We start from the raw sequence: 24,929 nt of genomic DNA, 5'->3' as shown, positions 1-24,929 counted from the left end.
AAGGCCTCCTTACCGGCATTTATGACCGTGAAGGGGGCCTTCACGGCATCTCAGCTGTCCAGCGCCAGCGGGAGCGTCTGGCGGACTCCGGCGCCGTGGCGGCCGTGCAAGGGGACGGCCGACGGCGGTGCCGGGACCGGGGCACCCGGCCGAGCCCCCACCCGGATCGTCACTTCCGCCTTCTCCTTGCCGCCCGCGGTCCGGGTCAGCGTGTACGACGTCGCCGTGAACGCCGCGCCCGGCACCGCCAAGTCCAACGCCCGCGGCGTCCTCGGCGCGAAGCACATCTGCGGCGCACCGCCGCCCCACGTCCAGGACCGCCACCCCTCCGGCGCACCGGACGCGGGCCCCTGGACGCCCAGCGCCACCCGCAGTTCCTTCGCCAGCTCCCCGGCCTCCAGCACGGTGCTCTGGTACCCCGCCTCGGCCAGCGCGCCCATCAAGCTCAACGCCGCCGACGCCGTGCTCCGCAGCGCCCCGAGGTCGCCGCCGCCGCGGGCCAGTGCCGCGATCGGGGCCAGGTCCGGGCGGTAGCGCACCGCCAGCCACCGCACGCGCAGCACCTGGTCGCCGCGGGGGATGGCCCACGTCAGCAGCTGGGCCGAAGCCAGCGGGACGTCCGTGCGCCGGTAGGCCTCCCGCAGGATGTCGGCCAGCGCGCCCGGCGCGCCCGTTCCCGGCGTCAGCCGCACCAGCGCGCTCCAGCCGCCGTCGACTTCCGCGACGCCGAAGCGGTTGCCCGCGCGGTCGACGTGCTGGCGGACCTTCACCGGCCCGGCCACCGACAGCAGCGGGTCCGGGCTGTCGCGGCGGGTGTCGTGGCGCCGGAGCCGGAACGCCGTCCACGTCAGTGCCCACCCCGCCAGGTGCCGTCCGGCGAACCGCACGGACGTCAGCAGCACGACGGCCCCGGCGACCGCGCTGACGGCGATCTGCACCGGCTGAGTGACGCCTTTTACCAACCAGGCCAGCAGGACGGCGATCGCGGCGAGCTCCCACACCGCGGCCTGCAGCGGCCGGATCGGCAGCAGCCAGGGCAGTGGCGCGGAAGCGGGCCGGGACGGTGCCGGGCGGACGGCGCCGGCGGTTTCGACGGACACGGGCTCCCCTTTCCCCGGGAACCCGACGCTACTGCCTCCCCAGATGCCGCGTGGGCGTAAAAATTACCCTCGTCGCCCCGCGGGCGGGTGCTTAGCATCGGTCACTCGGAGGGACGACGCACACCGGGGGCACAGCAGCGTGTGGACGCAGCGGGACCAGATCCAGGCGTACCAGTTCCTCCGCCGCAGGCTCGTTTCCGCGCTCGTCGCCGCCGACGCCAACCACCCCGTCTCGCCCAGCCGCCGGCTCGTGCTGGCCACCGTGCTGGGTCTCGTGGCCGCGCTGCTCGTCACCGCCGTCTTCGGGATCATCGGCCTGCTGAACCCCTCGGGCGGCAAGGACTGGCTCGCCGGCGGCAAGGTGATCGTCGAGGAGGGCACCGGCGCGCGGTTCATCCTCGGCGCCGACGGCGTGCTGCACCCGGTGCTCAACTACGCGTCCGCGCGGCTGCTGGCCGGCGGCAACGGCGAAGCGACCGTCAGCGTCTCGCCGGAGAATCTCGGCAAGGCGGGCCGCGGCACCCAGATCGGCATCCCGGGCGCGCCCGACTCGCTGCCCGCGACCGGTGCACTCGTGAGCGCCGCGTGGACGAGCTGCAGCCGCACCACCCAGGACGCGCCCGCGTCGGAAGAACCGCGCACCGCCGTCCTGCTCGCCCCGCCCGCGTCCGGCGTCGAACTGCCGCGCGACCAGGGCGTGATCGTCCGGCTGCCGCAGGGGGACCGGTTCCTCCTCGCCGGCGGGCGGCGCTACAAGCTGAGCGACGAGGCCGCGACCGCGCTGCAGTTCGACAGCTACCCGACGATCGCGGTGTCCTCGCGCTGGATCGACACCGTCCCGGCCGGCCGCGACCTCGCCGCGCTGCCGGTCGAGGGCGCCGGCGACCGCGGGCCCGCGGTGGGCGGGCGCGAAACCCGCGTCGGGGAGGTCCTCGCCGTCGTGGACGCGATGGCCGCGCCCGGCGCCGCGACTTCGTACTACCTGGTCCGCCGTGACGGTCTCGAGCCGGTCGGGCAGACCGAAGCGAGCCTCCTGGTGACGACGGGAGCCAACGCCGCCGCCTATCCCGGGCCGCCCGCGCCGGTGGAGGTCCGCGCGGCCGACGTCGCCGCGGTGGCCAAGGTCGCCGCGCCCCGCGCCGGTGGCGCCGACCCGGCGGCCTACCCCGACCGCATTCCCGGCAAGGCGCCGATCACCGGCGGTTCGGTCGCCTTGTGCGTTCAGGGCAACCGGTTGCTCGTTTCGGCCGAATTCCCGCTTTCCCCTGGTGCCAAAGCCATCCAGGTCGCCACCCGGACCGAAGCAAGGGTGGCGGACGAGGTGTTCGTGCCTCCGTCGGGGGGAGCCGTCGTCGTCGAAGCCGGCTCGGCCACCACCTACCTGGTGACCGATACGGGCCGGAAGTACCCGGTGGTGAGCGCGCAGGCGCTGTCCTCGCTCGGCTACGGAGGAGTGGCCAAGCCGCCGGTCGCAGGTAGTTTGCTGGCATTGGTGCCGACGGGCCCCGCGCTGGACCCGGCCACGGCCGGGCGGCCGGCTCCGTCGGGTGGAACGGGGTGAAAGTCGTGCAGATGACAGAAGAGCGTTCGGCCGGCGAAGTGGACCAGGGGCGGGTCCGCGTCGCGGTCATCGAAGACCATCCGCTGTACCGCGTCTCCGTCGAGCGCGTACTGGCCGAGGCCGACTTCGTCGAGCTCGGCGCGGTGGTCGATTCGGTGGCGCGGTTCCACGTGCACCGGCAGCCGCCGGGCAGCGTGGTCCTGCTCGACCTCGGGCTCCCCGGCGTGGCGGGCGCCGCGGCGGTGCTGGAGGTGTGCGAACTGGGGCACCACGTGCTCGTGGTTTCCGCGCAGGCGGAGCCGGAAGTGGTGCTGGGCGCGATCGCGGCGGGGGCGCGTGGCTTCCTGTCGAAGGACGTCGACGCCGACGAGCTGCTGATCGCGATCAAGACGGTGGCGGGCGGCGGCGCGTACGTCTCGGCCGTCGTCGCCGGGATGATCATGAAGGACAACGCGGACCGGCCGGCCGTCTCGGCGGACGCCGAGCTGTCGCCGCGCGAAGAGCAGGTGCTGCGGCTGGTGGCGGCGGGGGAGCGGGACGTCGACATCGCCCTGATCCTCGGCATCGGCGTCCGGACCGTGCGGGGCTACCTCGACCGGATCCGCGACAAGACGGGCGAACGGCGGCGGCCGGGGCTGGTCAAGGAGGCCATCCGGCGTGGCCTGATAGGCGGCGCGGGCCCCCGGCGCGGCGGCCGCAAATGAGCGAGCAGGAGGAGTCCCCGGCCCCGTCGCCGCGGCGGATCCACGTGGGCGTGATCGAGGACCACCCGCTCTACCGGTACGCGCTGACCCGCGTGCTCACCGAGGCGCCGGACATCGAGCTCGGCGCGGTCGCCGATTCGGTGGCCCGGTTCGCGGTCCAGGACCAGCCGGCGGGCAGCGTCGTGGTCCTCGACCTCAAGCTGCGCGGGGTCCAGGACGCGGCCGCGGTCCTGGAAGTGGGGCAGATGGGGCACAAGGTGCTGGTGGTGTCCGCGCACGCGGAACAGCCGGAGGTGCTCGGCGCGATGCAGGCGGGCGCGAAGGGCTTCCTGTCCAAGGACGTCGACGGCGACGAGCTGCTGCGCGCGATCCGCACCATCGCCGACGACAACGCGTACGTGTCGCCGACGCTGGCGGGGATGATCATCCAGGACAGCGAAGAGCGGCACGCCGGGCCGAAGATCGTGCTGTCGGAACGGGAAAAGCAGGTGCTCCGGCTGGTGGCGGCCGGGGAGCGCGACGTCGACGTCGCCGAGATCCTGAACATCAGCGTCCGGACGGTCCGGTCCTACCTGGACCGCATCCGCGACAAGACCGGCGAACGGCGGCGCGCGGGCTTCGTCCGGGTCGCCATCCGCGAAGGACTGCTCCGCTAAAGGCGGCGGTTGGCCAGGGCTCCCGTGGCGGTGCGGGCCTTGGCCGACACGGCCGGATCGACGTCCACCAGCAGCGTCTCGGGCGCGGCGCCGGCTTGGGCGACGACTCGGCCGAAACCGTCCGCGACCAGCGAGTACCCGATCCCCGTCGGCGCCTTCGGGTTGACCGTGAGGCCCGTCGCCGCGGGGTCGGCCTGGCCGCAGCTCAGCACCCAGCAGCCCGAATCCAGGGCCCGCGCCCGCACCAGGACCTCCCACTGGTCGCGCTTGCCCTCGCCGGCGCCCCACGACGCCGGCAGCAGCACGACGTCGGCGCCGTCGTCGGCCAGCGCGCGGAACAGCTCCGGGAACCGCAGGTCGTAGCAGGTCGCGACGCCGTACACGACACCGTCGAGCTCGAAGGTGGTCACCGCCGAACCGGGCGCCACCGTGTCGGACTCGGCGAACCCGAACGCGTCGTAGAGGTGGATCTTGTCGTAGCCGCGGTGGTGCCCGCCGCCGGTGATCAGCAGCGTGTTGCGGACCCGGCCACCGTCCGCGGGGGTGAACATCCCGGCGACGACCACGACGTCGTACTCGGCGGCGACGGCGGCGACCGCCGAGGCCCACGGCCCGTCGAGCGGCTCCGCGACCGGCTCCAGCGGACGGCCGAAGCGCGCCATCGTCGCTTCGGGGAACACGACGATCCGCGCGCCGCCCGCCACCGCGGCTTCCACGCCGGCGCGAACGAGCTTCAGATTCGCCTCCGGCTCGTCACCCGAGTTGACCTGGCACAACGCGATTCGCGCCACCGCTGCCTCCTGCATGCTGGGATCCGCCGTCACCGGGGAGTATCGCCGACGAGTGCTCCAGTGTGACCTCGTACCCTGGAGGGCATGTTGAACCGCACCGACCTGCGCGGGCAGGTCCCGACCGCCGCCGAACTGCGCGCGACGCTCCCACGCGCCGAATACGACGTGGACGCCGCGCTGCATCACGTGCGCCCGGTGGTCGAGGCGGTCCGTGACCGCGGTGTCGAAGCCGTCCTCGAGTACACCGAGAAGTTCGACAAGGTGCGGCCCGCCGCCGTGCGCGTGCCGCGCGCCGAGCTGACGCGCGCGCTGGAGCAGCTGGACCCGGCCGTGCGCGCGGCGCTGGAGGAGTCCATCACCCGCGCCCGGAAGGTGCACGCCGAGCAGCGCCGGACCGACGTCACGACCACCGTCGTCGAGGGCGGCACGGTCACCGAGAAGTGGGTGCCGGTCGAGCGCGTCGGGCTGTACGCCCCGGGCGGCCTCGCGGTGTACCCCTCGACCGTGGTGATGAACGTCGTCCCGGCGCAGATCGCCGGCGTCGGCTCCCTGGTCGTCTGCTCGCCGCCGCAGGCCGCGTTCGGCGGGCTGCCGCACCCCACCATCCTCGCCGCGGCCGAGCTGCTCGGCGTCGACGAGGTGTGGGCCGCGGGCGGGGCGCAGGCCGTCGCGCTGCTGGCCTACGGCGGCACGGACACCGACGGCGCCGAGCTCGCCCCGGTCGACATCGTCACCGGGCCGGGCAACATCTACCTGACCGCGGCGAAGCGGCTGCTGCGCGGCCTGATCGGGATCGACTCCGAAGCCGGCCCGACCGAGATCGCCATCCTCGCCGACGAGACCGCGGACCCGGTGCACGTCGCCGCCGACCTGATCAGCCAGGCCGAGCACGACCCCCTGGCCGCGAGCGTCCTGGTGACGACGTCGGAACAGCTCGCCGACGCCGTCGACAAGGACCTCGCCAGCCGGGTCGCCGCGACCAAGCACAGCGAGCGAGTCGCCGAAGCACTGGGCGGCAAGCAGTCCGGCATCATTCTGGTGTCCACAGTGGACGACGGCCTGCGGGTCGTCGACGCCTACGCCGCCGAGCACCTGGAGATCCAGACGGCGGACGCGCGCGCGGTCGCGGCCCGGGTCCGCAACGCGGGCGCGATCTTCGTCGGCGCGTACGCCCCGGTGTCGCTCGGCGACTACTGCGCCGGGTCCAACCACGTGCTGCCCACCGGCGGGTTCGCCCGCCACTCCTCGGGCCTGTCGGTGCAGAGCTTCCTCAAGGGCATCCACGTCGTGGACTACTCGGAGGAGGCGCTGCGCGAGGTCGCCGGCCGCGTCGTCGCGCTGGCCGACGCCGAGGACCTCCCCGCGCACGGCGAAGCCGTCGCCGCCCGGTTCGGGGGTTCGGTCCGATGACGATCGGCGAAGAGATCACGCTGGCCGCGCTGCCGCTGCGCGAGGACCTGCGCGGAAAGTCCCCGTACGGCGCGCCGCAGCTGGACGTCCCGGTCCGGCTCAACACCAACGAAAACCCGTACCCGCCGCCGCCCGAGCTGGTCGCGGACGTGGCGGAGGCGGTCCGCGCGGAAGCCGCCGAGCTGCACCGCTACCCGGATCGCGACGCCGTGGCGCTGCGCCAGGACCTGGCCGACTACCTGAGCGTGTCGACGCGGGTCGTGCTGTCGGAGTCGAACGTCTGGGCCGCCAACGGGTCCAACGAGGTCCTGCAGCAGATCCTGCAGGCCTTCGGCGGTCCCGGGCGCACCGCGCTCGGCTTCGAGCCGTCGTACTCGATGCACCCGATCATCGCGTCGGGTACCCGCACCGAGTGGCTCCCGGCCCCGCGCCGCCCCGATTTCACGCTGGACACGGCGGCGGCCGCGCGGCTCATCCGCGAACGGCAGCCGGACATCGTGTTCGTCACCAGCCCGAACAACCCGACCGGCGGCTCGATCCCGCTGGGCGAGCTGCGCGTGGTGATCGAGGCGGCGACCGGGATCGTGGTGGTCGACGAGGCGTACGCGGAGTTCTCCTCGCAGGCGAGCGCGGTGGAGCTGCTGGCCGACTACCCGGCCCAGCTCATCGTGTCGCGCACGATGAGCAAGGCGTTCGCCTTCGCCGGCGGGCGGCTCGGCTACCTGGCCGCCGCCCCCGCCGTCGTCGACGCGCTGCAGCTGGTGCGCCTGCCGTACCACCTTTCGCGGTTGACGCAGGCGGCCGCGCGCGCGGCGCTGCGGCACGCCGACGCCACTTTGGACAGTGTGCACAAGCTGGCCGCGGAACGCGACCGCGTCGTGGAAGCGCTGGCGGGACTGGGTTTCGACCCGGTCCCGAGCGACGCGAACTTCGTCCTCTTCGGACGGTTCCCCGACCCGGCCGCCGCCTGGCGGGCCTACCTCGACGCCGGCGTGCTGATCCGCGATCCCGGCATCGAGGGGCACCTGCGCGTGAGCATCGGCACCCCGGAAGAGAACGACGCCTTCCTCGAGGCGAGTAAGGAAGTTTCCCGATGACGCGCATCGGCAAGGTCGAGCGGACCACCAAGGAGTCCTCGATCTTCGTGCAGCTGGACCTCGACGGCACCGGCGAGGTCGACATCTCGACCGGCGTGCCGTTCTACGACCACATGCTCACGGCGTTCGGCGTCCACGGCTCCCTGGACCTCAAGGTCGAGGCGACCGGCGACGTCCACATCGACGCCCACCACACGGTGGAGGACACGGCGATCGTCCTCGGCCAGGCGATCCGCCAGGCACTGGGCGACAAGAGCGGCATCCGCCGCTTCGGCGACGCGTGGATCCCGATGGACGAAACCCTGGCCCACGCGGCGATCGACGTGTCGGGCCGCCCGTACTGCGTGCACGTGGGCGAGCCGGAGCAGTTCAACACCTTCACGATCGGCGGCAACTACCCGTTCGTGCTGACGCGGCACGTCTTCGACTCGCTGTCGTTCCACGCGCAGATCGCCCTGCACGTGCGCGTGATCCACGGCCGCGACCCGCACCACATCGCGGAGGCGGAGTACAAGGCGGTGGCACGGGCGTTGCGCGCGGCGACGGAGCCGGACCCGCGCGCGGGCGGCATCCCGTCGACGAAGGGCGTTCTGTGAGCAACAGTGTCATCGGCGTCCTGCTGCTCGCCCTCGGCGGCTTCCTGGTGGGCGGGGTCTATTCGACGTGGAAGACGGCCAAGGTCATGGCCGTCGTCCTGGGCGTCGCGGCCCTGCTGGCCATCGGCGGCGCGATCTTCTGGCTCTCCAGCTAGCCCCCGCCCTCCCTGGGGGGCGTCCCACGTCCAGTCTATCGGCGGCGGCCGACAACTCCCGCGGCCGGAGCCTGGTTGTCCACAACCCCGCGGGGTTGTGGACAACCAGGCTCAGCGGCTCGCGCCGACCAGTTCGCGCTCTTCCGGCTCGTCCAGGTGCTTCGTGAGCTTCTCGCCCTCGACGTCGACGTCCGGCAGGATGCGGTCGAGCCACTTCGGCAGCCACCACGCGCCGCGGCCGAGCAGCGACATCACGGCCGGCACCAGCGTCATCCGGACCACGAACGCGTCCACCAGCACGCCGAACGCCAGCGCGAAGCCGATCGACTGGATCAGCGACGATTCGGCCAGGATGAAGCCGGCGAACACGCTGATCATGATCAGCGCCGCCGCGACGACCACGCGCGCGCCGTGGCGGAAGCCGGTGACCATGGCCTCCTGCGGCTCCGCGCCGTGGACGTGCTCCTCGCGCATCCGCGTCACCAGGAACACCTGGTAGTCCATCGCGAGCCCGAACAGGACACCGATCAGCAGGATCGGCAGCATGCTCATGATCGGCCCGGTCGACTCGACACCGAGCAGGTCCGTCAGCCAGCCCCACTGGAACACCGCGACCACCGCGCCGAACGTCGCCGCGACCGAGCCGAGGAAGCCGATCGTCGCCTTCAGCGGCACCACGACCGAGCGGAACACCAGCATCAGCAGCACGAACGCCAGCCCGACGATCAGCGCCAGGTACGGCAGCATCGCGTCCGACAGCTTCTCCGAGACGTCGATGTTCGCCGCGGTCTGGCCGGTGACGGCGAGCTTGGCGCCGGTCGCGTTCTCCAGGACGCCCGACTCGGTGCGGATCGCGGCCACCAGATCTTCGGTCTGCGTGCTGCTCGGGCCGCTCTTCGGGATCACCGTCAGCAGCGCGGTGTCCCCGGTCTGGTTGACGCGCGGCGGCGTCACGGCGGCGACGTCGGGCAGCTTCTGGATGTCCGCCGCGGCCTGGCTGAGCGCGGCCTGGCGGTTGGTGCTCGCGCCGGTGTCGACGACGACCAGCAGCGGGCCGTTGGAGCCTTCGCCGAAGCTGCGGCTCGCGATGTCGTAGGCCTTCTTCTGCGTCGATTCCGGTGCGGCGGTGCTGTCGTTGGGCAGGCCGAGCTGCATGCCCAGTGCGGGCAGCGCGACGACGGCCATGCCGGCCAGCGCGACGAGCAGCACCGGGATCCGGTGCCGCGCCACGAACCGCGCCCAGCGCTCGCCGTGCGTCGGTTCGACCGGCTTGCGGCGCAGCCGGATGCGGCTGCCGGCGACGCGGGCGCCGGCGAACCCGAGCACCGCGGGCAGCAGCGTCAGCGCGATGAGCACGGCGACCGCGACGGTCACCGCGGCGGCGACGCCCATCTGGCCGAGGAACGGGATGCCGACGACGGTCAGGCCGGCCAGCGCGATGATGACGGTGAGCCCGGCGAACACGACGGCCGAGCCGGCGGTGCCGACTGCGCGTCCGGCGGCTTCTTCGGGGTCGCGGCCGAGGTGCAGCTCGTGCCGGTAGCGCGAAACGATGAACAGCGCGTAGTCGATGCCGACGGCCAAGCCGATCATCAGCGCGAGGATCGGCGTGTTCGAGTTCAGCTCGAGGAAGCCCGAAGCGAGGAAGATGCCGCCCATCCCGGTGCCGACGCCGATCAGCGCGGTGAGCAGCGGGATGCCGGCCGCGACCAGCGAGCCGAAGGTGATGATCAGCACGACGGCGGCGACCGCGACACCCAGGCCTTCGGTGGCGCCGGTCTCGGGGATGCCCTGCACGGCGTCGCCGCCGAACTCGACGGTGAACCCGGCGGCCCGGGCCGCGTCCGCGGGGGCTTGCAGTGCCTGGCGGTCCTCTTCGGTCAGCTCGTACGCCTTCGCTCCGTAACTGACCTGGGCGAGCGCGACGCGCTGATCGGGTGAGATCGACTGCGCCTGGAACGGGTCCACGACGACGGCGACCTTCGGCGCCGTCTTCAGCTGCGTGACCAGCGACTCGACGGCGGCCTTGCCCTTCGCGTCGGTCACCGTGGTCCCGGTCGGGGCCTCGATCACCACGCGAGCGGTCGCGCCACCGGCGTTGGCCTGCGGGAACTTCTCGGTCAGCTGGTCGATCGCCCGCTGCGACTCGGTGCCGGGGATCGTCACCGAGTTCGACAGCTGGCCCGAGAGCGTCAGGGCACCCAGCCCGAGCGCCACGAGGACGGCCGCCCAGACGGCGGCGACCAGCGCTCGCCGCCGGAAGGACAACCGGCCGAGCCGGTACAGGAAGGTCGCCACGAGTCAGCTCCGTTTCGCCCGGACGGGCTCGGTTCACTCCATCAGGTTCCTTTCCAAGCTAGCCGATCGGCAAGGGGGGGTCCAAGCCGATCGGCAAGTATGTGACTTGCCGAACAGCAAGGTTTGTCCCTGTCGATCGGCAAGTAAGTGAGTTTGCCGATCGACAGGGAGTGACGTACGCTCCGACGGCTCGCTGAGGAGGAAGAATGACCGCCGGCCCGGCCGAGGACACCCGGACCCGACTGCTGCAGACCGCGCTGCGCTTGTTCACCGAACACGGTGTCGAGGGCACGTCGCTGCAGATGATCGCCGACGCGCTGGGGATCACCAAGGCCGCCGTCTACTACCACTTCAAGACGAAAGCGGAGATCACCGAAGCGGTCGCCGAGCCCGGCGTGCGGGACCTGGACGACCTGGTGCTGCGCGCGGCCGCCCAGAAGCGGCGGGGTGCGCAGGTGGACCTGCTGCTGGAGGGGTTCATCGACCTGGTGATCCGCCACCGCGCGCTGGTGGCGCTGTTTTCGAGCGACCCGGGCCTCATCCGCGCGATCGAGAAGTCGGCGCACGGCGGGATGGAGGGGTTCGGCCAAGCTCTCCTCGGCATTTTGGCCGGTCCCGACCCGGACGCGACGGCGCGCGTCAACGCGATGGTCACGCTGACGGGCATCGCGATGGCGGGCGGCTCCCCGGACCTGGCCGGCCTGGGCGACGACGAGTTGCGCACGGAGCTGCTGGACGTGGGCCGGCGGCTGCTCGGGCGCCCGCGCCGCCGGACTCCGGTGCCCGTGGTGGTCAGGCGAGGCGCGTGAGGTAGTCCGGCGGGACCGTCGCGGTGAGCCAGACGCCGTTCGCGCTCACCTGGAACACGTGGCCCGCCTCCGCCATCGCCTTCGCGTCGGCCCGGAGGACGACCGGCTTTCCGCGGCGGGCCGCTACGGTGCGAGCCGTGTCCGTCGTGGCCGAAAGGTGGACCGCGTGGCGGTTCATCGGGCGCAGGCCCTCGTGGAAGATCGCGTCGAGGAACTTCGACACCGTGCCGTGGTACAGCACGGCCGGCGGGTCCGCGTCCGGCAGGCCCAGGTCGACCGCCACGCTGTGGCCCTGGCTCGCGCGGATGCGGGTGCCCGTTTCGTCGAACGCGAAGCGGCGCTTGTTGTTCTGCTCGACGACTTCGCCGAGCTGTTCGCGGGTGACCGCGAACCCGTGTGCGCGCAGGGCGCGGAGGAGGGTTTCGACGTTCACCCAGCCGTCCGGGGTGAGGGTGAGGCCGAGGCCGGCGGGATCGTGGCGCAGGTGCCGGGCCAGCCGTTTCGAGATGCGGATCAAGTGCTTTTCGTTCATTTCCTCCCCAGGATCCCGCCGGGGGCAAGCGGTTAAATGCCGCCCTCGACCGCCGGACGCAGTTTGCTCGCGCCCGGGCCATAGCGGGCCAGCTCGTCGTCGTTGTTGTAGAGCGCGCAGCTGCGCAGGGAAAGGCAGCCGCAGCCGACGCAGCCGGTCAGGCGGTCTCGAAGGCGTTGCAGCGCATCGATCCGCGCGTCGAGCTCCTGCTGCCAGTCGCGCGACAGCCTCGCCCAGTCCGCCTTCGTCGGGGCGTGGTCCTCGGGCAGGGTCGCCAGCGCGGAACTGATGTCCTCCAGGGAAAGCCCGACCCGTTGCGCGGCGCGGATGAACGCGATCCGGCGCAGCACCGAGCGCGGGTAGCGCCGCTGGTTGCCCGCGGAGCGCTCCGAGCTGATCAGCCCCTTCTCCTCGTAGAACCGCAATGCCGTGTGCGGCACCCCGCTGCGTTCCGCCACCTGTCCGATGCTGAGATGTTCAGCGAGCCTCGTCACCTGCTCAGGCTATCCTTGACTTCGAGTTTAGTCGAGGTTGCATGGTCGGCTCATGACCACTGCGACCGAACCGGGCTACGCCGACTTGCCGCGGCTGATCTCGCTGATGACCGGTGACGACAAGCACAGCGCCGCCGCGGAGTCCACTGTGGACGTCCTGTGGGTGCTCTACGACCGCGTCCTCGACGTCACGCCCGAAAACTTCCGCGAGCCCGATCGCGACCGTTTCCTGCTGTCCAAAGGGCACGGCCCGATGGCGTACTACGCCGTGCTCACCGCCAAGGGCTTCCTCGACGAAGCCGAACTCCCGACCTGGTCCGACCCGGTGTCGCGGCTCGGCCACCACCCCGACCGGCGCCGGGTCCCCGGCGTCGAGATCTCCAGCGGGTCCCTCGGCCACGGCCTCCCCATCGCGTTCGGCACCGCGCTCGGCCTGCGCGCTCGCGGCCTGACCGGGCCGAAGGTCGTGACGCTCGTCGGCGACGCCGAGCTCGACGAGGGCTCCAACCACGAGGCGATCGTCGTCGCGGCCCGCGCCGGCCTGGAGAACCTCACCGCGGTGGTGATCGACAACCAGTCCTCGACGCGCGGTTGGCCGGGCGGCATCGCCCGCCGCTTCGCCGTCGAAGGCTGGGAGACCCGCACGGTGCCCGGCCGCGACCACGACGCGCTCTACGACGCCTTCACCACCGCCCACCCCGGCCGCCCGCTCGCGGTGGTCGCCGTCGTCGAACCGAAGGGCTGACCATGCCGTCGATGCGCGAAGTGTTCCTGAGCACCACCGAAGAGATCCTCGACGCGGACCCGGACGTCGCCGTCGTGCTGGCCGACATTTCGGCCGCCCAGCTTGCGGGCGCCGCCCGGCGGCACCCGGACCGGGTGATCAACGTCGGCATCCGCGAGCAGCTGCTGGTCAGCGCGGGCGCCGGGCTGGCGCTCGCCGGCCTGCGGCCGATCGTGCACACGTTCCCGTCGTTCCTGGTGGAGCGCGCCTTCGAGCAGATCAAGCTCGACTTCTCCCACCAGGAGGCCGGGGGAGTCCTGGTCTCCTACGGCGCCTCCTACGACATGTCGACGGCCGGGCGCACCCACCAGTCCCCGGGCGACGTCGCGCTGATCGATTCGCTGCCGGGCTGGACCGTGCACGTGCCGGGTCACCCGGACGAGGCGCGCCGGCTGCTGCTCGAGTCGATCCCCGGTGACGGCCGGATCTACCTGCGCCTTTCGGCCCAGGAGAACGCGTCGCCGCACCTCGGCGTCGGCTTCACGCGCCTGCGCGCGGGCTCGCGCGGAGTGGTCGTGGCCGTCGGGCCGGTGCTGGACCGCGTCCTGCGCGCGACGGCGGGCCTCGACGTCACGGTGCTCTACGCCTCGACGATCCGCCCGTTCGACGCCGCGGGCCTGCGCGCGGCCGCCTTGGCCGCCTCGCCGGAGGTGGTGCTGGTCGAGCCGTACCTGGCCGGGACGTCCGCGCACTGGGTCGCGGAGGCGCTTTCCGACGTGCCGCACCGGTTGCGGTCGCTCGGGGTCCGCCGGGACACCGAAGTCCGGACCTACGGCGGCATCGCGGACCACGACCTGGCCCACGGTCTCGACGCGGGATCACTGGCGTTGTCGGTCAAAGATTTCCTCCAGGGGTAGCGGGGGCCGCTAGCGTGGCCCCATGGTGTTCAGGATCAGGCCGCTCGCGCTCGGGCTCGTGTGGCGCGGCGACGCGCTGCTCGTCTTCGAAGGGCACGACGACGTCAAGGGCGAGACGTTCTGCCGGCCGCTCGGCGGCGGGATCGAGTTCGGCGAGCGTGCCGAGGACGCCCTCCGGCGGGAGTTCGTCGAGGAGCTCGGCGCCGAGCTCCTCGTCGGCAAGCGGGTCGGCGTGCTCGAGAACATCTTTACCTGGCAGGAGAATCCCGGCCACGAGATCGCCTTCCTCTACGACGCCGCGTTCACCGACCCCGCCTTCTACGAGGTTGAAGAGATGAAGATCATCGACGAACCCGCCACCGCGCGCTGGGTCGACTTCGCGGACTTCCGTGACGGCGGCAAGGTCCTTTACCCGGCCGGGCTTCTCGAACTCCTCTCAGCGGATGAGTGAGCGCGCGGTCGCCTCCAGTTCCAGTTCTGTCTCCGCGCCGAGCGGCGTCCGGCTGAACCACACCGAAAACGGGCCGTCCGCGCGGACCGGCAACCGCGGGAACGTGTTCTCGGACGCCTCGGTTTCGAACGCCGCGAACGCGGAATCCGGTGGCGAAGCAGGCGGGGAGATCGCCACGTGCAGGCCCGAACCCGGTGGTGGCGCCGAAAGCCCGCGCCGGACCGGGCGCAGCAGCAGGACGTCGTCCGAGTCGATCATCGTCGCGTTCGCCGCCTCCCGGTGCTCCTTCCAGACCGGGCCGAAGTAGAACTCCTCGAGCGCCGCTTTGCGTTCTTCCATGGAGCGGAAACCGCGCACCCACACGAACTTGTCCGGTGACGCGCGCTCGCGGAACAGGCCGAACAAGTGCGCGCCCGCGGCCTCCTGCGGCTCGACGAACTCGCGCTCGAACAGCTCGATCAGCTCGTCACGCCGGCCCGGGTGCAGGGTGTAGCGCCGGAGCTCGATGACGGTTTCGAAGTCGGTGAAGGTCATGCCGCCGAAGCTAGCGGCCACCACCGACAAAAACCGGATCAGCGGAAGGCGGGGAGTCCCGTGATCGCCTGACCGAGTGACAGCGCGTGCATCTCCTCGGTGCCTTCGTAGGTCAGCACCGTCTCGAGGTTCGCCATGTGCCGCATCACCGGGTACTCCAGCGAAATCCCGTTGGCGCCGAGCATCGAGCGGGCCGTCCGCGCCGCGTCGAGGGCCGACCGGACGTTCGCCATCTTCCCGAAGCTGACGTGGTTGTGGTGCAGCGTCCCGGCGTCCTTGAGCCGCCCGATCTGCAGCGCCACCAGCCCGGCGCGGTTGACGTCGACGAGCAGGTCGGCGAGCTTGCGCTGGGTCAGCTGGAACCCGGCCAGCGGCTTGCCGAACTGCTCGCGCGAAAGCGTGTACTCCAGCGCGGCTTCGTAGCAGGCGCGCGCCGCGCCGACGACGCCGAAGAGGATGCCGTAGCGGGCTTCGTTCAGGCAGGACAGCGGCCCGCGCAGCCCGCGGACCTCGGGGAAGGCGGCCGAGTCCGGCAGCCGCACGCCGTCCAGCACCAGTTCCGCCGTCAGCGACGCCCGCAGCGACAGCTTGTGCTTGACCTCGTTCGCGGTGAAGCCCGGCGTCGACGTCGGGACCACGAAGCCGCGGACGCCGTCGTCGGTCTGCGCCCAGACGACCGCGACGTCGGCGACGGTCCCGTTGGTGATCCACATCTTCGTGCCCGACAGCACCCAGTCGGAGCCGTCGCGCACCGCGCGCGTCCGCATCGAGCCCGGGTCGCTGCCCGCGTCCGGCTCGGTCAGCCCGAAGCAGCCCAGCGCGTCGCCGGTCGCCATCCGCGGCAGCCACTCCTGACGGTGCTCTTCGCTGCCCCACTTGTGGATCGCGTACATCGCGAGTGAGCCCTGCACCGACACGAAGCTCCGCAGCCCGGAGTCGACGGCCTCGAGCTCGCGGCACGCGATGCCGTACGCGACCGCGCTGGTGCCGGCGCAGCCGTAGCCCTCCAGGTGCATGCCGAGCAGGCCCAGCGACCCGAAGCCTTTGGCCAGCTCAGCGGCCGGGAGCGCGCCCGTTTCGTACCAGTCGGCGACGTGGTCGAGCAGGTTGTCCTTCGCGTACGCGCGCACGGCGTCGCGGATGGCGCGCTCCTCCTCGGCGAGCCCGGCGTCGAGGTCGAGGAAGTCGTGCGGATCAGGGGTGCTGCTGCTCATGAGGACTCCCGGGGGACGCGTCGGTGCGGCCCTCGCAGGAAACCACAGTCAGGCGTCTGTTCCCCGAGTGGCGTTCGTCACGCGCGCGACAGATGCTTGCGAAGCGGCGCGCTGGCGCGTCTGCTGCCGGGGGATGAGCAGCTCGCTGAACTGCGGGAAGGGCACGCTGTCGATGTCGTCGCGCCAGGCTTTCAGCAGCTGCGACAGCACGTCGTCCTCGGCCATCCTCGCCTCCCTGGCGTCCGGTCGCGCGGGGCGGAACCCACACGATCGGGTGAGTTGATACCCAGTCGGCGGGACGGCAAAACGTCGCCGCGCGAGTTTCTTCCGGCCCGTCGCCCGCCATGGCAGAATCGCGTCGCCGCCGCCAAGGCCTCTACTCCCGAGGAGCGCCCATGCGCGCGGCCAGTCTGTTCGCCCTCACCACCGCCGCCCTGCTCACCGCCACCGGCGTCGCCGGGGCTCACGAAGCCGGCTGGCGCCAGGCCGGTCACACGACCGCCGAGAACCGGATCAGCGGCGAGGGCCTCACCACGCTGCGCCTGCCCGGCCACGCGCCCGAACTCGTCTACCGCAACGGCGCGACCATCCCGCAGCCGCTCAAGGACGAGGGCTGGGGCCACGTCGGCGACCCGGACTCGCTGCGCGGCTACGTCTTCGACGTCTACCAGGACACGGTGAACCCCACGCCGGCCAGGAAGATGTACCTGGTCACCCGGCCCGACGGCAGCACGACGGAGTTCGTCCACCCGCTCGCGCCGGACGAGCCGGCGGCCAACGCGAACGCCCAGGTCGCGGCCACGCCCGACGGTCAGTGGCTGGTCTCGGGCCCGCTCGGCGAGATCGACCGCCTCTACGTCTCGCCGACGCCGTTCCTCAACCCCCGCGGCCCCAAGACCGCCGGCGACCTCCCCGTCGCCGCCCGCGTCCACCTCGACCACCACATCCGCAGTGCCCAGGGCTGCGACTTCGTCACCCCGACCCGCCTGGTCTGCGCGACCAGCGACCCGTACAACGACCTGTACCCGACGAACCTGCAGCTCCTGCAGATCGACCTCCCGCACCCGCTCAACGGCCACGACATCACGGCGAAGGTGCGGGAAATCGGCCAGGTTCCGCTGGTCAGCACGTGTACCGGCACCTTCACCCCGGAGGGCGTCGACTACGACGCCGGCGTGCTGCGCGTCGAGGTCGTCCCGCCGTCGCCGTGCAACACCGTGACCGACGTCTATTCGTTCGAGCGGCGCTGAGGCCTCCGGCTACGCTGGGTGGCGTGTCTCGTGTGGTGATCCTCGACTACGGTTCCGGCAACCTCCGCTCCGCCGAACGCGCCGTCGCGCGCGCCGGGGCCGACGTCGAGGTCACCGCCGACCCGCATGCCGCGATCGAGGCCGACGGCCTGGTCGTGCCCGGCGTCGGCGCGTACTCGGCCTGCATGGCGGGGCTGCTGGAGGTCAAGGGCCACCGGATCATCGGCAAGCGCCTCGCCGGCGGCCGCCCCGTGCTCGGCATCTGCGTCGGCATGCAGATCCTCTTCTCCCGCGGGGTCGAGCACGGCGAGGAGACCGAGGGCACGGGGGAGTGGCCGGGTGTCGTCGACCGGCTCAACGCCGACGTCCTGCCGCACATGGGCTGGAACACCGTGCGCGCGCCCGCGGACTCGCAGCTGTTCGCCGGCCTCGACCCGGACGAGCGGTTCTACTTCGTCCACTCCTACGCCGCCCGCAAGTGGGAGCTCGACGGCCTGGCCGGCCAGGAGCCGAAGGTCACCTGGGCCAACCACGGCGAGGACTTCGTCGCCGCGGTCGAGAACGGGCCGCTGTGGGCCACCCAGTTCCACCCGGAGAAGTCCGGCGACGCGGGCGCTCAGCTGCTGCGCAACTGGCTGGCGACCCTCTGACCGGGTGACCCGGGTCTCCGCCCTAGAGTTACCGGCGTGACTTTCACGCTGCTTCCCGCCGTTGATGTGGCCGATGGCCAGGCCGTGCGACTCGTCCAGGGCGAGGCCGGCACCGAGACCTCCTACGGCAGCCCGCTGGAGGCGGCGCTCGCCTGGCAGCGCGACGGCGCCGAGTGGATCCACCTCGTCGACCTCGACGCCGCGTTCGGCAAGGGCAGCAACCGCGAGCTGCTCGCCGAGGTCGTCGGCAAGCTCGACGTCCAGGTGGAGCTCTCCGGCGGCATCCGCGACGACGCGTCGCTGAAGGCCGCGCTGGCCACCGGCGCCCGCCGCGTCAACCTCGGCACCGCCGCGCTCGAAGACCCGGCGTGGACCGCGCGCGTGATCGGCGAGTACGGCGACCGCGTCGCGATCGGCCTCGACGTGCGCATCACCGAGGCCGGCCACCGCCTCTCGGCCCGCGGCTGGACCTCCGACGGCGGCGACCTGTGGGAGGTCCTGGAGCGCCTCGACCGCGACGGCGCGTCCCGCTACGTCGTCACGGACGTGAGCAAGGACGGCACGCTGCGCGGCCCGAACCTCGAGCTGCTGCGCGACGTCGTCGCGCGCACGGACGCGCCGGTGATCGCTTCGGGCGGGGTGTCGAGCGTGGCCGACCTGGTCGCGCTGGCCGGGCTGGCTTCGGACGGGGTCGAGGGGTCGATCGTGGGGAAGGCGCTGTACGCGGGCGCGTTCACGCTGCCGGAGGCGCTGGCCGCGGTCGCGGAGGTCTAGCCGCACCCGTTGGCACTCCAGCTGTAGTACTTTACCCGGAGTCCTACGCCGGGAGAGTCTCATGGTGCGACGCAACCCCGAACGGCGCGCGGCCCTGCTCGACGCCGCCATCGACGTCCTCGCCCGCGAAGGCGCGCGGGGGCTCACCTTCCGCGCGGTCGACCAGCAGGCCGGCGTCCCGGTCGGCACGGCGTCCAACTACTTCGCCGGCCGCGACGAGATCCTCAAGCACGCCGGTGAACGCGTCTACGAACGGCTCGTCGACGAAGCCGTCATCGCGGACGGGCTGACCGGGGCACGCGACCGGGCCCGCGTCGCCGAGCTGATGCACGGGCTCGTGGACCGCGTCGCCGCGTTCCCCACCGGGTTCCTCGCCCTGCTGGAACTGCGGCTGGAAGCCACCCGGCGGCCGGAGCTGCGGGACGTGCTCACCCGCCGCATCCGCGAGGACGTCGACTTCAACGTCGAGTACCACGAAAAGTCCGGCCTGCCCGGCGACGGCACGACGGTCGTGCTGCTGTGGCTCGCGCTGAACTGGCTGATCATGGAACGGCTGACGCTGCCCGGGTTGTTCACCGACGCGCAGCGCCACGACCTCGTCGAGGCACTCGTGGACCGCCTGCTCGCCGGGCAGCCGTCGTTACCTCCGGCGTAATCGACTCCACGCCGCGGGCGGGCGAGTATTCCTTTCAGGACAACGAAAGGACCGCCATGACCGCCTACGGACTCGCCCACCTGCGCCCGCCCGCCGAGCTGTCCGAAGAGGTCTTCCAGTACCTCGAGCGCATCCAGGCGACGCTCGACCCCTACGGTGGCGAGTTCCTCGTGCACGGCGCTCCCGTCGAGGTGATGGAAGGCGACTGGCCGGGCGGCCTCGTGCTCATCGGGTTCCCGAGCGCCGCCGCGGCGCACGCGTGGTACGCCTCGCCCGCCTACCAGGCGATCCTGCGGCTGCGCGCGGACCACATCCCGGGTGATCTGGTCATCGTGGAGGGATGCGGACCCGACCACGACTCGGCCGCCATGGGGGCCGCGCTGCGGGCCGCCGCGGTGGGCCGAAAAGCGGCTGACAGCACCGTCCCCGCCCCGTAGGGTGCCGCGGTGGAGGAGATCGTCACCCAGCTCGAAATGACCGCCGCGGAGCAGCTCAACCCGGCTCCGCTCGTCGACGGCGTCACGCTGCGAGCCGCCGAGCCCGGGCCGCTGATCCGCGAGCTGCACGTCCGCATCGGCACGCCGTACCGGTGGCCCAGCGCGTCCCGTTCGGACGCCGATTGGGCGCGGTGGCTCGCCGAACCAGGCCGGCAGTACCGGCTGATCGAGTACCGCGGCGAGGTCGCCGGCGCCGCCGATTTCGAGTCCCAGGACGACGGCGACGTCGAGATCACCACGTTCGGGCTGCTCCCGGAGTTCGTCGGCAAGGGGCTCGGCGGGTACGCGCTCACCCTCGTCGTCGCCGACGCCTGGACGTCGCCGGGGGTGCGCCGCGTCTGGCTGCACACCTCGACGCTCGACCACCCGAACGCGCTGCCGAACTACCTGCGGCGCGGGTTCCGCAGCTTCAGTCGTCCAGCTTGACGGCGATCCCGACCGTCCGGTCGGCCGGGCCGCGCAGCTTGGAGAAGAACATCGTGACGCGCCCGACGAGGCCGTACTTGCGCGCGATCGCCTTGCGGACCCGCTCGGTTTCGGCGAGGTCGAGCAGCCGCGCCTGACCGGTGGCGACGGCGCCGTGCGTCTTCTGCCCGCGCAGGTCGCAGGCCTGGACCTCCACCCGCCCGCTGTTGCGGATGCGCTTGACCTTGCCCGCCTTCCGCTCCGACCACAGCACGAGCTCGCCGGCGTCGCCCGCCACCCAGATCGGGGTCGGCACCGCGCGCCCGTCGCGCCGGAACGTGGTCAGGACGACGTAGCGCTCGGCCGCGAGCCGGTCCGTTTCGGATGCCATGCGACCACGGTAGTCACGGCGTCCGGCGCCGCAGCGTCGCCGCGCCGAGGACCAGGGCGAGCAGCGCGCAGCACGCGACGACCACGAGGTTCCGCAGGATCACCACGTCGATCGTGCCGGCCGTGGTGACGCGGGTCAGCGCCTCGACCGCGTACGACAGCGGCATCACGTCGGAGAGCCACCGCAGCAGCCAGCCCATGTCCTCGCGCGGGACGAACAGCCCGCACAGCAGGATCTGCGGCAGCACGAACACCGGCATGAACTGGATGGCCTGGAATTCCGTGCGGGCGAAGGCGCTTACGAACAGCCCCAGCGCCATGCCGAGCAGCGCGTCGAGGACCGCGATCAGCAGCAGCATCCCGACGGAACCGGCCAGGTCGAGGCCGAGCCACCAGAGCGCGACGCCGGCGGCGAGCGAGACCTGCACGACGGCGATCGCGCCGAACGCCAGCGCGTAGCCGAAAAGCAGGTCCAGCCGTCCGATGGGGAGGGTCATCAGGCGCTCGAGGGTGGCCGTGGTCCGTTCCCGCAACGTCGTGATCGACGCGATGAGGAACATGATCAGGAACGGGAACACCCCGAGCAGCGCGGGCGCGACGCGGCTGAAGACGGCCGCCGAGTTGAACACGTACCGCAGCAGCACCATGAGCAGCGTCGGCACCAGGATCAGCATCACCACGGTCCGCGGGTCGTGCCGCAGCTGGGTCAGGATGCGCCGGGTGGTGGCCAGCGTCAGCGCGGGGTTCACGACGCGGCCCGCACGAGGTTCAGGAACGCGCCTTCGAGGTCGGCGGCCCCGGTGCGCTCGCGCAGGGCGAGCGGTGCTTCGTCGGCGAGGAGGACGCCTTCGCGCATGAGCAGGAGCCGGTCGCAGCGCGCCGCTTCGTCCATGACGTGGCTGGACACGAGCAGTGTCGCGCCGCCGTCGGCGAGCCGACGGAACAGGGCCCACAATTCGTCGCGTAGCAACGGGTCGAGCCCGACGGTCGGCTCGTCGAGCACCAGCAGTTCCGGTTCGCCGAGCAGCGCGACGGCGAGGTTCGCGCGGCTGTGCTGGCCGCCCGACAGCGCACCGACCAGCTGCCCGGCGTGCTCGGCCAGCCCGACTTCGCCGATCACCCGGTCCACATCGGACACCGGCGCGCGCAGCACCGCGGCGAAGTACTTCAGCGCCTCCCGGACGGTCAGATCCGCGTAGATCGCGGGGTTCTGCGTGGCGTAGCCGATCCGCCGCCGCAGCGGCGGGCTGCCGGCGGGCAGGCCGAGAACGGTGACCGTGCCGCTCTCGACGATCTGGACGCCGACGATCGCGCGCATCAGCGTGGTCTTGCCGCAGCCGCTCGGGCCGAGCAGCCCGGTGACGACGCCGCGCGGCACCTCGAAGCCCACGTCCCGCACCACGAGCCGGTCCCCGCGCCGGACGCGGAGCCCGGTGACCGCCAGCGCAGAATTAGTCATGCGTTTAATTCTGCGCGCGATGAGAAGCGGCCGTCAAGGGGGCACCCGGCGCAACACGATGGAGCAGGTCGGCAGAAGCGCTTCAAGCACATGATTTGCGACGATTTCCCGGTCGGGTCGTACCCGCGTACTGGAGGGAAGTGTCGATGGCCGTCACCCAGCAAGTCCCGGTCCATCCCCAAGCAGGCTTCTTCGGAGAGGGGCCTTACCCCACCCGCCGCGTCGCGATCGCCGTCGTCGCGATCCTCGCCGGCTTCGGGCTGACGGCCATCTGGTCGGCGCCCTTCGTCGACTCCGTGATCGGGGACAGCGTCGCCAACGGGATCCTCGGCTACGACGCGAAAGCGACCCCGATCAGCGGGGCACTCGCCGGCACGCTGTTCGCGTTCGTCTCCGGTCTCGCCGGGTCGTTCACCGCCTGCAACATCGCCGCTTTCGGGGCGGTCGCGCCGCTGGTGGGCGGGCAGGCGAGTGAGAAGCGCAGCCCGTTCAAGCCGCTCGGCTGGATCGCCGCGGGCATGCTCACCGTGTCGATCGCCTACGGCGTGATCGTCGCGCTCGTCGGCACGAGCATGCCGCAGTTCTCCACCGCGACGGCCAAGGGCCTGTCCCCGCGCAGCATCCAGTCGATGGTCGCGTTCGGCGTCGTCGGCCTGGTCTTCCTGCTGATGGGCCTGGTCGCGCTCGGCATCCTCCGCAACCCCTTCGCCGCGTTCACCCGGCGGCACCCGGCGGCGCCGCACGTCCTGATGGGCGCGCTCATCGGCGGGTTCCTCATCGGGCGGCCGTACCCGCTGTTCCGGATCATGTTCCGCAGCGCCGCCGAGCAGCACAACGTCTTCTACGGCGCGGCCGCGTTCGCGCTGCAGTCGATCGGCAACATCGTCGTGATGGCGGTGCTGTTCCTGGTCCTGACCTACGCCACGCGCGGACGGCTGCAGCGCTGGTTCGCCGCGAAACCGTCCCGGATCGCCGCGGTGACCGGGGCCGCGCTGCTCGTCGGCGGCACGTTCACGTTGCTGTACTGGGACGTCCGCGTGCTCGGCAGGCTCGGGATCATCTGGTTCCCGATGGTCAGCTGGTAGCCCGGCCGAGCCAGCGGTAGTCGGGCGCGGGGTCGAGCTGGAGGCCGTTCGCGACGGCGATCAGCTCGCTTTCCGGCCGCGGGCCCGACACCGTCAGCCAGCGCCCGGACGGCAGCCGGACGGCGATCGCGCCCGACAGGTCGAACCCCTCGCCGCCGCGGACGGTGACGGGCTCGGCGCCGTCGAGGACGGGGGAAACCGCCCTCGCCGTGACGCGGACGGCGGGCTCCGACGGCTGCGCCGGATCGGCGGCGGTCAGCTCGGTGCGCGCGTCGTCCGGACCGGTGCCCCCGACCGCGGCCGAACGCTCGGTCAGTCCCGGCGGTAGCGGGCCGAAGCGCAGCTCACCGCGGACGCCGACGGGCGCGGCGGTGACGCTCTGGGCGATCCGCAGGGCCACCACGCGGGCGTCCGGGACCCCGCGCACGCGCGTGGTCAGGACGTGGTCGGCGTCGGCGAGCCAGGTGACCAGCGCGGCCGTCCCGGTGTCGCCGGTGACCATGGCGACGCGGCCGCCCACCAGGACCTGGTCGCGGATCGACGCGATCCGCAGCTCGGTCTGCGACCACTCGGGGTCGGCGGTCGAGTAGACCGACAGCGTGACCTCCGCGGGGCCGGCGAACCACCGCCGGACCTGCGGTGCGGTCCCGGGGCCGCCTTCGCGGTACTGCTCGGTGAAGCCGTCCGGCAGCCAGCCCGGGCTGTAGCCGAGGACCGGACGCCCGGCGGCCGGGTCGAGGTCGGTCGTGGTGAGGGCCCGCGTGCCCACGAAGACCCCGGCGACCAGCACGACCACCGCCGCGGCGACCAGGGCGAGCTTCGTCGCCGGCCGCCGCTGCCGCCCGGCGCGCGCCAGCGCGTCCCGCACCGCCCGGCCGTCCGGGGCGCGGGCGGCGAGCCGGTCCAGGCTCTCCCGGATCAGCGTCTCGGTGTCGTGCTCGCTGCGGGTCATTCTCCAGCTCCGGTGGTGAGTACCGCGGGGTGCGGCGCCTGGCGCAGGGTGGCCAGCGCGCGGGAAATCTGGCTGCGCACGGTCGACGCGCCGCAGCGCAGGACCGCGGCGATCTCGGCGTCGGAGTAGTTCTCGTAGTACCGCAGCACGATCGCCGCGCGCTGCTTGCGGGGCAGCGTGGCGAGCAGGCCGAGCATCGCGTCCCGCTCGTCGTAGGCGGTGGCCGGGTCGGCTTCGGGCGGGCCGAGCGCGTCGAGGACGTCGTGGCTGCTCGGCACCATCCGCCGCACGGCCCGCCGTCGCCATGAGAGGTATTCGTTGGTGATCATCCGCCGCACGTAGGACGGCGGGGCGTCGATGCCGTCCCACCGCTGCTGGGCGCGCAGCAGCACGTCCTGGACGATGTCCTGCGCCAGGTGCGGGTCGTTCGTCAGGACGGTGGCGTAGCGGAGCAGGCCGTCCAGCCGCTCCGCGACGAACTCTTCGAAGCTCACACGCGTCCCTTCCGTTCTCCCCTTGGACGCGCGAGGGGGCCGGGCTGATGCACGCGGGCGAAAAGTTTTTTCCGGCGAGTTCACCGGTTCGGCCCAGCCGGGCGTGGCCGCGGTCACAATGGGCGTCTTACCGGGGGTGTCCGCTGGCGGCGACGGCCTCGGCGTTCACCGGTCCGGGTGGCCGGTGGCTCCGGTGCGTTCCCGGTTTCCCCGGCGTGGCCCGGCCGTCCGGGCAAACCTGTCGGTGGCCCGTGCTTTCCTGGTTGCGGGAGGAA

General features: G+C 72.2%; 31 protein-coding genes. 18 read left to right on the top strand and 13 right to left on the bottom strand.

Annotation, left to right across the window (positions count from 1 at the left end; genetic code table 11):
* Positions 1-50 precede the first annotated feature (50 nt).
* Positions 51-1,100: a type VII secretion protein EccE gene (locus H4696_RS22135; protein WP_086856657.1), complete on the bottom strand. Its 1,050-nt coding sequence runs from the start codon at positions 1,098-1,100 to the stop codon at positions 51-53.
* Between the two features lie 139 nt (positions 1,101-1,239).
* Between H4696_RS22135 and eccB the strand changes: the two genes are divergently transcribed.
* The 3 genes from eccB to H4696_RS22120 are packed head-to-tail and all read left to right on the top strand — an operon-like array spanning position 1,240 to position 4,021.
* The gene (gene eccB, locus H4696_RS22130; RefSeq protein ID WP_086856656.1) at positions 1,240-2,661 is read left to right on the top strand and encodes a type VII secretion protein EccB; all 1,422 of its coding nucleotides are present in this window, start codon (positions 1,240-1,242) and stop codon (positions 2,659-2,661) included.
* A gap of 11 nt (positions 2,662-2,672) precedes the next feature.
* Positions 2,673-3,365, top strand: coding sequence for a response regulator transcription factor (locus tag H4696_RS22125; RefSeq protein WP_211299603.1), 693 nt, complete (start codon positions 2,673-2,675; stop codon positions 3,363-3,365).
* Positions 3,362-4,021 (top strand): response regulator, encoded by a 660-nt coding sequence (locus tag H4696_RS22120; RefSeq protein ID WP_086856654.1) that lies wholly within the window; start codon positions 3,362-3,364, stop codon positions 4,019-4,021. Before H4696_RS22125 ends, H4696_RS22120 begins: the two co-directional genes overlap by 4 nt.
* Here the strand turns inward: H4696_RS22120 and H4696_RS22115 are convergent.
* Positions 4,018-4,812: a carbon-nitrogen hydrolase family protein gene (locus H4696_RS22115; RefSeq protein WP_086856653.1), complete on the bottom strand. Its 795-nt coding sequence runs from the start codon at positions 4,810-4,812 to the stop codon at positions 4,018-4,020. The two genes, H4696_RS22120 and H4696_RS22115, sit on opposite strands and share 4 nt — an antisense overlap.
* Positions 4,813-4,896: 84 nt before the next feature.
* On the opposite strand from H4696_RS22115, the gene hisD reads away from it, so the two are divergent.
* Genes hisD through H4696_RS22095 form a run of 4 tightly spaced genes read left to right on the top strand, consistent with a single transcriptional unit; the run spans position 4,897 to position 8,070 of the window.
* On the top strand, positions 4,897-6,222 hold the full coding sequence (hisD, locus tag H4696_RS22110) for a histidinol dehydrogenase (RefSeq protein ID WP_086856652.1): 1,326 nt from the start codon (positions 4,897-4,899) through the stop codon (positions 6,220-6,222).
* Positions 6,219-7,319 carry a histidinol-phosphate transaminase gene (locus H4696_RS22105; RefSeq protein ID WP_086856651.1) on the top strand — a complete coding sequence of 367 codons (1,101 nt, stop codon included), beginning with the start codon at positions 6,219-6,221 and terminating at the stop codon, positions 7,317-7,319. Before hisD ends, H4696_RS22105 begins: the two co-directional genes overlap by 4 nt.
* Positions 7,316-7,915, top strand: coding sequence for an imidazoleglycerol-phosphate dehydratase HisB (gene hisB, locus H4696_RS22100; RefSeq protein WP_086856650.1), 600 nt, complete (start codon positions 7,316-7,318; stop codon positions 7,913-7,915). The genes H4696_RS22105 and hisB overlap by 4 nt, the downstream gene beginning before the upstream one ends.
* The gene (locus H4696_RS22095) at positions 7,912-8,070 is read left to right on the top strand and encodes a hypothetical protein (protein WP_169734831.1); all 159 of its coding nucleotides are present in this window, start codon (positions 7,912-7,914) and stop codon (positions 8,068-8,070) included. Before hisB ends, H4696_RS22095 begins: the two co-directional genes overlap by 4 nt.
* Positions 8,071-8,181: 111 nt before the next feature.
* Here the strand turns inward: H4696_RS22095 and H4696_RS22090 are convergent, their stop codons facing one another.
* Entirely contained in the window at positions 8,182-10,368 is a 2,187-nt protein-coding gene (locus H4696_RS22090; RefSeq protein WP_192782473.1) for an MMPL family transporter, read from the bottom strand.
* 206 nt (positions 10,369-10,574) lie between these two features.
* Between H4696_RS22090 and H4696_RS22085 the strand changes: the two genes are divergently transcribed.
* Positions 10,575-11,177 (top strand): TetR/AcrR family transcriptional regulator, encoded by a 603-nt coding sequence (locus H4696_RS22085; RefSeq protein ID WP_086856576.1) that lies wholly within the window; start codon positions 10,575-10,577, stop codon positions 11,175-11,177.
* Here H4696_RS22085 and H4696_RS22080 read toward each other — a convergent pair.
* Both H4696_RS22080 and soxR read right to left on the bottom strand, forming a co-directional pair.
* Positions 11,161-11,709 carry an RNA 2'-phosphotransferase gene (locus H4696_RS22080; protein WP_169734826.1) on the bottom strand — a complete coding sequence of 183 codons (549 nt, stop codon included), beginning with the start codon at positions 11,707-11,709 and terminating at the stop codon, positions 11,161-11,163. The genes H4696_RS22085 and H4696_RS22080 overlap by 17 nt on opposite strands.
* Before the next feature lie 32 nt (positions 11,710-11,741).
* The gene (soxR, locus tag H4696_RS22075; protein ID WP_086856575.1) at positions 11,742-12,203 is read right to left on the bottom strand and encodes a redox-sensitive transcriptional activator SoxR; all 462 of its coding nucleotides are present in this window, start codon (positions 12,201-12,203) and stop codon (positions 11,742-11,744) included.
* A 52-nt stretch (positions 12,204-12,255) separates the two neighbouring features.
* Between soxR and H4696_RS22070 the strand changes: the two genes are divergently transcribed.
* The 3 genes from H4696_RS22070 to H4696_RS22060 are packed head-to-tail and all read left to right on the top strand — an operon-like array spanning position 12,256 to position 14,295.
* The gene (locus H4696_RS22070; protein ID WP_086856574.1) at positions 12,256-12,948 is read left to right on the top strand and encodes a thiamine pyrophosphate-dependent enzyme; all 693 of its coding nucleotides are present in this window, start codon (positions 12,256-12,258) and stop codon (positions 12,946-12,948) included.
* Positions 12,949-12,950: 2 nt separating this feature from the next.
* Complete coding sequence (locus H4696_RS22065) at positions 12,951-13,844, top strand: transketolase family protein (RefSeq protein WP_086856573.1); 894 nt, start codon at positions 12,951-12,953, stop codon at positions 13,842-13,844.
* Positions 13,845-13,866: 22 nt separating this feature from the next.
* Positions 13,867-14,295, top strand: a complete 429-nt coding sequence (locus H4696_RS22060) for an NUDIX hydrolase (RefSeq protein WP_086856572.1) — start codon at positions 13,867-13,869, stop codon at positions 14,293-14,295.
* Here H4696_RS22060 and H4696_RS22055 read toward each other — a convergent pair.
* From H4696_RS22055 to H4696_RS22045, 3 genes are read right to left on the bottom strand one after another with little or no spacing between them, the layout of a single operon-like run.
* Positions 14,281-14,829: an NIPSNAP family protein gene (locus H4696_RS22055; protein ID WP_192782472.1), complete on the bottom strand. Its 549-nt coding sequence runs from the start codon at positions 14,827-14,829 to the stop codon at positions 14,281-14,283. The two genes, H4696_RS22060 and H4696_RS22055, sit on opposite strands and share 15 nt — an antisense overlap.
* 38 nt (positions 14,830-14,867) lie before the next feature.
* On the bottom strand, positions 14,868-16,043 hold the full coding sequence (locus tag H4696_RS22050; RefSeq protein WP_086856570.1) for an acyl-CoA dehydrogenase family protein: 1,176 nt from the start codon (positions 16,041-16,043) through the stop codon (positions 14,868-14,870).
* Positions 16,044-16,091: 48 nt separating this feature from the next.
* Positions 16,092-16,268, bottom strand: a complete 177-nt coding sequence (locus tag H4696_RS22045; RefSeq protein ID WP_169734825.1) for a hypothetical protein — start codon at positions 16,266-16,268, stop codon at positions 16,092-16,094.
* A 170-nt stretch (positions 16,269-16,438) separates the two neighbouring features.
* Between H4696_RS22045 and H4696_RS22040 the strand changes: the two genes are divergently transcribed.
* The 6 genes from H4696_RS22040 (at position 16,439) to H4696_RS22015 (ending at position 20,295) form a co-directional block, all read left to right on the top strand.
* Complete coding sequence (locus tag H4696_RS22040) at positions 16,439-17,293, top strand: hypothetical protein (protein ID WP_192782471.1); 855 nt, start codon at positions 16,439-16,441, stop codon at positions 17,291-17,293.
* A gap of 32 nt (positions 17,294-17,325) precedes the next feature.
* Positions 17,326-17,943: an imidazole glycerol phosphate synthase subunit HisH gene (gene hisH, locus H4696_RS22035; protein ID WP_086856568.1), complete on the top strand. Its 618-nt coding sequence runs from the start codon at positions 17,326-17,328 to the stop codon at positions 17,941-17,943.
* A gap of 36 nt (positions 17,944-17,979) precedes the next feature.
* Positions 17,980-18,717: a bifunctional 1-(5-phosphoribosyl)-5-((5-phosphoribosylamino)methylideneamino)imidazole-4-carboxamide isomerase/phosphoribosylanthranilate isomerase PriA gene (priA, locus tag H4696_RS22030; protein WP_086856567.1), complete on the top strand. Its 738-nt coding sequence runs from the start codon at positions 17,980-17,982 to the stop codon at positions 18,715-18,717.
* A 61-nt stretch (positions 18,718-18,778) separates the two neighbouring features.
* Complete coding sequence (locus H4696_RS22025) at positions 18,779-19,372, top strand: TetR/AcrR family transcriptional regulator (RefSeq protein ID WP_086856566.1); 594 nt, start codon at positions 18,779-18,781, stop codon at positions 19,370-19,372.
* Positions 19,373-19,428: 56 nt separating this feature from the next.
* Positions 19,429-19,809, top strand: coding sequence for a DUF1330 domain-containing protein (locus tag H4696_RS22020; protein WP_086856565.1), 381 nt, complete (start codon positions 19,429-19,431; stop codon positions 19,807-19,809).
* 9 nt (positions 19,810-19,818) lie between these two features.
* Positions 19,819-20,295 carry a GNAT family N-acetyltransferase gene (locus H4696_RS22015; protein WP_086856564.1) on the top strand — a complete coding sequence of 159 codons (477 nt, stop codon included), beginning with the start codon at positions 19,819-19,821 and terminating at the stop codon, positions 20,293-20,295.
* Here the strand turns inward: H4696_RS22015 and H4696_RS22010 are convergent.
* From H4696_RS22010 to H4696_RS22000, 3 genes are read right to left on the bottom strand one after another with little or no spacing between them, the layout of a single operon-like run.
* Complete coding sequence (locus H4696_RS22010) at positions 20,279-20,665, bottom strand: PPOX class F420-dependent oxidoreductase (protein WP_086856563.1); 387 nt, start codon at positions 20,663-20,665, stop codon at positions 20,279-20,281. The genes H4696_RS22015 and H4696_RS22010 overlap by 17 nt on opposite strands.
* 13 nt (positions 20,666-20,678) lie before the next feature.
* Positions 20,679-21,413, bottom strand: coding sequence for an ABC transporter permease (locus tag H4696_RS22005; RefSeq protein ID WP_086856562.1), 735 nt, complete (start codon positions 21,411-21,413; stop codon positions 20,679-20,681).
* Positions 21,410-22,123 (bottom strand): ABC transporter ATP-binding protein, encoded by a 714-nt coding sequence (locus H4696_RS22000; protein WP_086856561.1) that lies wholly within the window; start codon positions 22,121-22,123, stop codon positions 21,410-21,412. The genes H4696_RS22005 and H4696_RS22000 overlap by 4 nt, the downstream gene beginning before the upstream one ends.
* A gap of 146 nt (positions 22,124-22,269) precedes the next feature.
* Here H4696_RS22000 and H4696_RS21995 point away from each other — a divergent pair, with 146 nt between their 5' ends.
* The gene (locus H4696_RS21995; protein ID WP_086856560.1) at positions 22,270-23,208 is read left to right on the top strand and encodes a hypothetical protein; all 939 of its coding nucleotides are present in this window, start codon (positions 22,270-22,272) and stop codon (positions 23,206-23,208) included.
* Here the strand turns inward: H4696_RS21995 and H4696_RS21990 are convergent.
* The gene (locus H4696_RS21990; protein ID WP_086856559.1) at positions 23,198-24,160 is read right to left on the bottom strand and encodes a hypothetical protein; all 963 of its coding nucleotides are present in this window, start codon (positions 24,158-24,160) and stop codon (positions 23,198-23,200) included. The genes H4696_RS21995 and H4696_RS21990 overlap by 11 nt on opposite strands.
* Positions 24,157-24,654, bottom strand: coding sequence for a SigE family RNA polymerase sigma factor (locus H4696_RS21985; RefSeq protein WP_086856558.1), 498 nt, complete (start codon positions 24,652-24,654; stop codon positions 24,157-24,159). Before H4696_RS21985 ends, H4696_RS21990 begins: the two co-directional genes overlap by 4 nt.
* Between the last annotated feature and the right edge of the window lie 275 nt (positions 24,655-24,929).

It is taken from the genome of Amycolatopsis lexingtonensis (assembly GCF_014873755.1).
GTDB classification, from domain to species: domain Bacteria; phylum Actinomycetota; class Actinomycetes; order Mycobacteriales; family Pseudonocardiaceae; genus Amycolatopsis; species Amycolatopsis lexingtonensis.
The sequence above is the reverse complement of the archived record's forward strand: the minus strand, read 5'-3'. Positions and strand labels throughout refer to the sequence as shown.

Bases quoted from the DNA above. Each gene is read 5' to 3' on its own strand.
- H4696_RS22125 (WP_211299603.1), top strand. From the start codon at position 2,673: ATGACAGAAGAGCGTTCGGCCGGCGAAGTGGACCAGGGGCGGGTCCGC.
- H4696_RS22120 (WP_086856654.1), top strand. From the start codon at position 3,362: ATGAGCGAGCAGGAGGAGTCCCCGGCCCCGTCGCCGCGGCGGATCCAC.
- hisD (WP_086856652.1), top strand. From the start codon at position 4,897: ATGTTGAACCGCACCGACCTGCGCGGGCAGGTCCCGACCGCCGCCGAA.
- H4696_RS22105 (WP_086856651.1), top strand. From the start codon at position 6,219: ATGACGATCGGCGAAGAGATCACGCTGGCCGCGCTGCCGCTGCGCGAG.
- hisB (WP_086856650.1), top strand. From the start codon at position 7,316: ATGACGCGCATCGGCAAGGTCGAGCGGACCACCAAGGAGTCCTCGATC.
- H4696_RS22085 (WP_086856576.1), top strand. From the start codon at position 10,575: ATGACCGCCGGCCCGGCCGAGGACACCCGGACCCGACTGCTGCAGACC.
- H4696_RS22080 (WP_169734826.1), bottom strand. From the start codon at position 11,709: ATGAACGAAAAGCACTTGATCCGCATCTCGAAACGGCTGGCCCGGCAC.
- H4696_RS22070 (WP_086856574.1), top strand. From the start codon at position 12,256: ATGACCACTGCGACCGAACCGGGCTACGCCGACTTGCCGCGGCTGATC.
- H4696_RS22065 (WP_086856573.1), top strand. From the start codon at position 12,951: ATGCCGTCGATGCGCGAAGTGTTCCTGAGCACCACCGAAGAGATCCTC.
- H4696_RS22060 (WP_086856572.1), top strand. From the start codon at position 13,867: ATGGTGTTCAGGATCAGGCCGCTCGCGCTCGGGCTCGTGTGGCGCGGC.
- H4696_RS22055 (WP_192782472.1), bottom strand. From the start codon at position 14,829: ATGACCTTCACCGACTTCGAAACCGTCATCGAGCTCCGGCGCTACACC.
- H4696_RS22050 (WP_086856570.1), bottom strand. From the start codon at position 16,043: ATGAGCAGCAGCACCCCTGATCCGCACGACTTCCTCGACCTCGACGCC.
- H4696_RS22045 (WP_169734825.1), bottom strand. From the start codon at position 16,268: ATGGCCGAGGACGACGTGCTGTCGCAGCTGCTGAAAGCCTGGCGCGAC.
- H4696_RS22040 (WP_192782471.1), top strand. From the start codon at position 16,439: ATGCGCGCGGCCAGTCTGTTCGCCCTCACCACCGCCGCCCTGCTCACC.
- H4696_RS22025 (WP_086856566.1), top strand. From the start codon at position 18,779: ATGGTGCGACGCAACCCCGAACGGCGCGCGGCCCTGCTCGACGCCGCC.
- H4696_RS22020 (WP_086856565.1), top strand. From the start codon at position 19,429: ATGACCGCCTACGGACTCGCCCACCTGCGCCCGCCCGCCGAGCTGTCC.
- H4696_RS22010 (WP_086856563.1), bottom strand. From the start codon at position 20,665: ATGGCATCCGAAACGGACCGGCTCGCGGCCGAGCGCTACGTCGTCCTG.
- H4696_RS22000 (WP_086856561.1), bottom strand. From the start codon at position 22,123: ATGACTAATTCTGCGCTGGCGGTCACCGGGCTCCGCGTCCGGCGCGGG.
- H4696_RS21995 (WP_086856560.1), top strand. From the start codon at position 22,270: ATGGCCGTCACCCAGCAAGTCCCGGTCCATCCCCAAGCAGGCTTCTTC.
- H4696_RS21990 (WP_086856559.1), bottom strand. From the start codon at position 24,160: ATGACCCGCAGCGAGCACGACACCGAGACGCTGATCCGGGAGAGCCTG.